Annotated in this window: 5 protein-coding genes; 3 read left to right on the forward strand and 2 right to left on the reverse strand. The window is 56.9% G+C overall.

The window, feature by feature from the left end; all coding sequences use genetic code 11:
* A partial coding sequence (locus JK176_RS14770; RefSeq protein WP_211588387.1) for a transposase occupies positions 1-311 on the forward strand: 311 nt, incomplete at its 5' end.
* Positions 312-508: 197 nt separating this feature from the next.
* On the opposite strand, the gene JK176_RS14775 is transcribed toward JK176_RS14770, so the two are convergent.
* Together JK176_RS14775 and JK176_RS14780 are read right to left on the reverse strand one after the other, a co-directional pair.
* A complete protein-coding gene (locus tag JK176_RS14775; protein WP_211588388.1) occupies positions 509-1225 on the reverse strand; it encodes an SDR family NAD(P)-dependent oxidoreductase in 717 nt (238 codons plus the stop codon).
* A gap of 39 nt (positions 1226-1264) precedes the next feature.
* Complete coding sequence (locus tag JK176_RS14780) at positions 1265-2152, reverse strand: SDR family NAD(P)-dependent oxidoreductase (protein WP_211588389.1); 888 nt, start codon at positions 2150-2152, stop codon at positions 1265-1267.
* A gap of 75 nt (positions 2153-2227) precedes the next feature.
* Between JK176_RS14780 and JK176_RS14785 the strand changes: the two genes are divergently transcribed.
* Together JK176_RS14785 and JK176_RS14790 are read left to right on the forward strand one after the other, a co-directional pair.
* On the forward strand, positions 2228-2836 hold the full coding sequence (locus tag JK176_RS14785; RefSeq protein ID WP_211588390.1) for a TetR/AcrR family transcriptional regulator: 609 nt from the start codon (positions 2228-2230) through the stop codon (positions 2834-2836).
* 63 nt (positions 2837-2899) lie between these two features.
* A complete protein-coding gene (locus JK176_RS14790; RefSeq protein WP_211588391.1) occupies positions 2900-3955 on the forward strand; it encodes an alkene reductase in 1056 nt (351 codons plus the stop codon).
* Positions 3956-4099 lie beyond the last annotated feature (144 nt).

A 4099-nucleotide genomic window follows, 5' to 3' on the forward strand; every position in this document is an offset into this window, starting at 1 on the left:
ATGTCGAACGCGTTCTCATCCCGACACTGAAGCCGGGTGATATCGTCGTGATGGACAATCTTCCAGCGCATAAGCTTCCAGCGGCACAGAAGGCCATTGAGCAGGCAGGGGCGGAACTGATGTTCCTTCCGCCATACAGCCCGGACTTTAATCCCATCGAAATGGCTTTCTCAAAACTCAAAGCCTTGCTGCGCGCTAAAGCCGAACGAACTGTCAGTGCTCTGTGGGATACCGTCGGCGCTATGCTTCCCGCTTTCACTCCCAGTCAATGCGCCAGCTTCTTTACAGACGCTGGATATGAACCAGATTAAAGCGGAACCGCTCTAGCCGTCATTTTAGAAGGTTGAAGCGTGAGCGTAGCAAAAACGATCCGAAAGCGGCGATATGCTGTCATGAACATTGATCGCACGCATGGCCGCTTTTCTCATCTCACGGCTTGATAGCCGACATTCCGGTTCCCCCCCCCTAAAAACCCCCCTGCTCAACGTGTTTTTGCAGCTTATCAAACTCACCATTTCTCCAGAAATGGCCTAACTTCGACCTCGAAACTCCAACCCCGGCGATCCTGTCGGGTCAGTTCATATGCGGTATGGGCGACGGCATCGGGTGCTACCAAACTCTCAATGGGCCTGTCCGGAACGTAGGTACGCGTCGCAGGCGTGTCGACGATGCCATCGATAATGATCAAAGCGACATGGATGCCTTTCGGCCAGAGCTGCCGCGCCATGGATTCCGCCAGACTTCGTTGTACTGCCTTGGCTGGTGCGAATGCCGCCATCTGCGCACCACCCCGACGAGAGGCTGTTGCACCAATAAACAGAATATGACCTGCTCCCCGAGCGACCATTTCCGGAATGACGGCTTGGCTGCAGAGTAGACCACCCAGTGCGTTGACCCGCCATGACGCTTCGAACTGTTCTGCTGTTATCGTCTCGATATCGGCGAAAATCGCCGAGCCAGCATTGAAAACCAGCACGTCGATCGCCCCCTGATCCAATCGGATCCGATCGAATGCCGCAGTCACTGCAGCGGCATCTCCAACGTCACAACCATAACCAACAGCCTGAGGGATTTCCTTAGCCAGGTCCTGCACTTTTTCTGTATTGCGACCGAGTAGAGCCACAAGGTACCCCGCATCCGCAAAGCGACGCGCGATGGCCTGACCATTTCCTGGGCCTGCTCCGGCAATAACGGCTACGGGCTTGCGTTCTAAAGATGTCGACATCTGAATTCCTTTCGATTGAAGTGGCCTCGCTTCAGTCGATTAGTCGCTCAAGCCCACGCCAGCCTTGGCAATCACTGCTTCAGAAGCAGTAATGTAACGCTTGGCATAAGCCTCATTCATGCCCTCGGATGGCAAAATGGCCTGTGCCTTACGATTGAAGAATGCCCCGCTACGCTGATCCAGATCGGGAGAGACCAGCAGGGGTAGAATGCGTGCCGCGTAGTCGTCAGCGCTCGGGGCCAGCTTGCCAATCAGCCATTCCATGATCCGGTGCTTGAGACTGTCCGCGCCCATCAGATTGCTGCGGATGCTCGATTTGATCAGGCCAGGATTCAGTCCAAAGACGCCGAGATCAGGGTAACGATGTGCAGAGTCTACGACCAGCGCCTCATTGCCAGCGACCGTGTTCATATGGGCCGCCATCACTTTGTAAGCCCGTTCGGAATTCAGATCGTCTGGCGTACCAAGCTGGCCCGTGCCGGGGTACCCCATGATGAACACGCGCGCACGCGGTGACCCATCGCTTCGTTGTGTGCCCAGACGAGGCGCGAGGTTGCGGAGCATCACCAGCCGGTTCAGATAGCTGACCGCCATGTCGCGCTCGATCCCCTCGGCCGTCACCTGACGTTTGGGAGCGGCGAAGATACCCGTTGTAAAAACGAGAAGGTCAGCTTGCTCTGCTGGAAGTTCCCGTGCAACCCGCTCCGCATCGTTTAGCAGGCTGAGATCGGCCTGGACGAAGGAGATATTGGCAATATCGGCGTCGCGGAATGTCTGTCCAACGACAGTCACCTGTGTACCACGCGCAGCAAGGGCCTGACTCACGGCACGCCCCACCCCGCCTGTTCCCCCGACGACGACGGCTCTTTTGCCTCGCAGCGAGCCTGGATCCACATTGTGCCATTTCAGGCTAAGATCGCGTTTCATAGTTTGGATGCCTCTTGCTTTCTTTCTAGACAGAAAGATATGCTGATGAGGTGAATCGTCAAGTCGGAATCAGGAATGAAAATCGGACGCCCAAAAGAAGTCTCAGACGAACACATCGTAGCCATTGCCCGTCGCTGCTTTCTCGAACGCGGTGGAAGCATCTCGGCTGCGGACATCGCACGGGAGATCGGTGTCAGTCATACAACCCTCTTCAACCGCTTCGGTTCGAAGCAGGGTCTTATGCTGGCAGCATTGGGCGCACCAAAGGACATCTACTGGATTGAAACACTGGAATCCGGTCCCGATCACCGACCGATCCGGGAGCAGATTGTCGAGATCGCCTGCACGATTGCAGCGTTTTTCGAAGACCTGCATGCCGGATTTACAGTGCTTCAGGCCAGTGGCATCCCCACCGAAGCCCTGTGCTCAGGAGAAGATCCGGAGGAATCCGCCCCAGCACGTGCCTTCCGGGCCCTGACAGAATGGATCGGCCGGGCACAGGATCAGAAGAAGTTGGCACAATGCGATGCACAGGTTCTTGCGTCCACGCTTCTCGGGGTTTTGCACAACCGGGCTTTTTCCAACCGCATATGCGGCGAGCCGGGTTCTGACAAGGCAACGGACGAACGTCATGTTGCCGACGTAATCACCTTGCTTTGGGACGGGATCAGACCAGTGCCCTAGCAGGCTTTTCCATCAAGCATCGCGTTGCTGAAAGCGCGTGATGCCGAACAAGGAGAGATGACTATGACGGATATCTGGCAGCCGATTACTCTGGGCCGGGCCACTTTGCCCAACCGTTTTGTAATGGCCCCCATGACCCGCAGCCGCGCGCAATATGACGGCACACCCGGGCCTCTTGCCGCCGAGTATTATACTCAACGCGCCAGTGTCGGCCTGATCGTTGCCGAGGGCACTCAACCGTCCGACGATGGACAGGGGTATCTGATGACACCGGGCATCTATACCGAGGCCCATATTGCTGGCTGGAAAACGGTGACATCTGCCGTTCATGCCAAAGGCGGGCATCTATACATCCAGTTGATGCACGCGGGCCGCATGTCCCATCCGGACAACACCCCTCATCATCGGCAGGGTGTTGCTCCCTCGGCAGTTGCCCCGGGCACGGGCATGTTCACGGCCACCGGCATGCAGGATATTCCGACGCCGCGCGCCCTGAGCACCGAGGAAATCCGCCAGACGGTTCAGGACTTTCGGCATGCAGCCAAGTGCGCGATCGAAGCCGGAGCAGATGGTGTTGAGATCCATGGCGCTAACGCCTACCTGATTCAACAGTTCCTTGCTCCCAGCGCCAATACACGGACTGATGACTATGGCGGATCGATCGAAAACCGTGCGCGCTTCGCGATCGAGGTCGCCACAGCGATTGCCGAGGAAATCGGCGCCGATCGGACGGCCATCCGCTTTTCACCGGGCACCAGCCTGTGGGGAATCGACGAGGGCGCAGAGGGGCCGGACCTGTACCGCTACCTGATTGGTGAACTGGATAAACTCCATCTGTCGTATGTTCACATCATGCACCAGGGCAACGAACAATTGCTGTCCGACATCCGGCAGCTCTGGACAGGCAAGCTGATTCTCAACCGCCCCGGTCGACCGCGCGAAGACATCGGGAAAGATGTGGCCAGCGGCCTCGCCGACATGGAAGCCTACGGCCAGATGATCCTCGCCAACCCGGACTTCCTGGCACGCCTAAAGGCAGATGCTCTGTTGAACGAGGCGGACCGGAACACTTTCTTTGGGGGAACCGAGAAGGGCTATACTGACTATCCCTTTCTTTAATTACGAATGAGCATCTCTCAATGTCGGATTACAGGCATTGAGAGACTAAAAGCCGACATTCTGCTTTCCCCCCATATCGGTCGTCTGAATGAGCGTGTCGGGACCTGTGTTTTCTCAACGAACGGCAGCAAGCAGCTCACTCAC

It is taken from the genome of Gluconobacter sp. Dm-73, from assembly GCF_018256215.1.
GTDB classification, from domain to species: domain Bacteria; phylum Pseudomonadota; class Alphaproteobacteria; order Acetobacterales; family Acetobacteraceae; genus Gluconobacter; species Gluconobacter cadivus.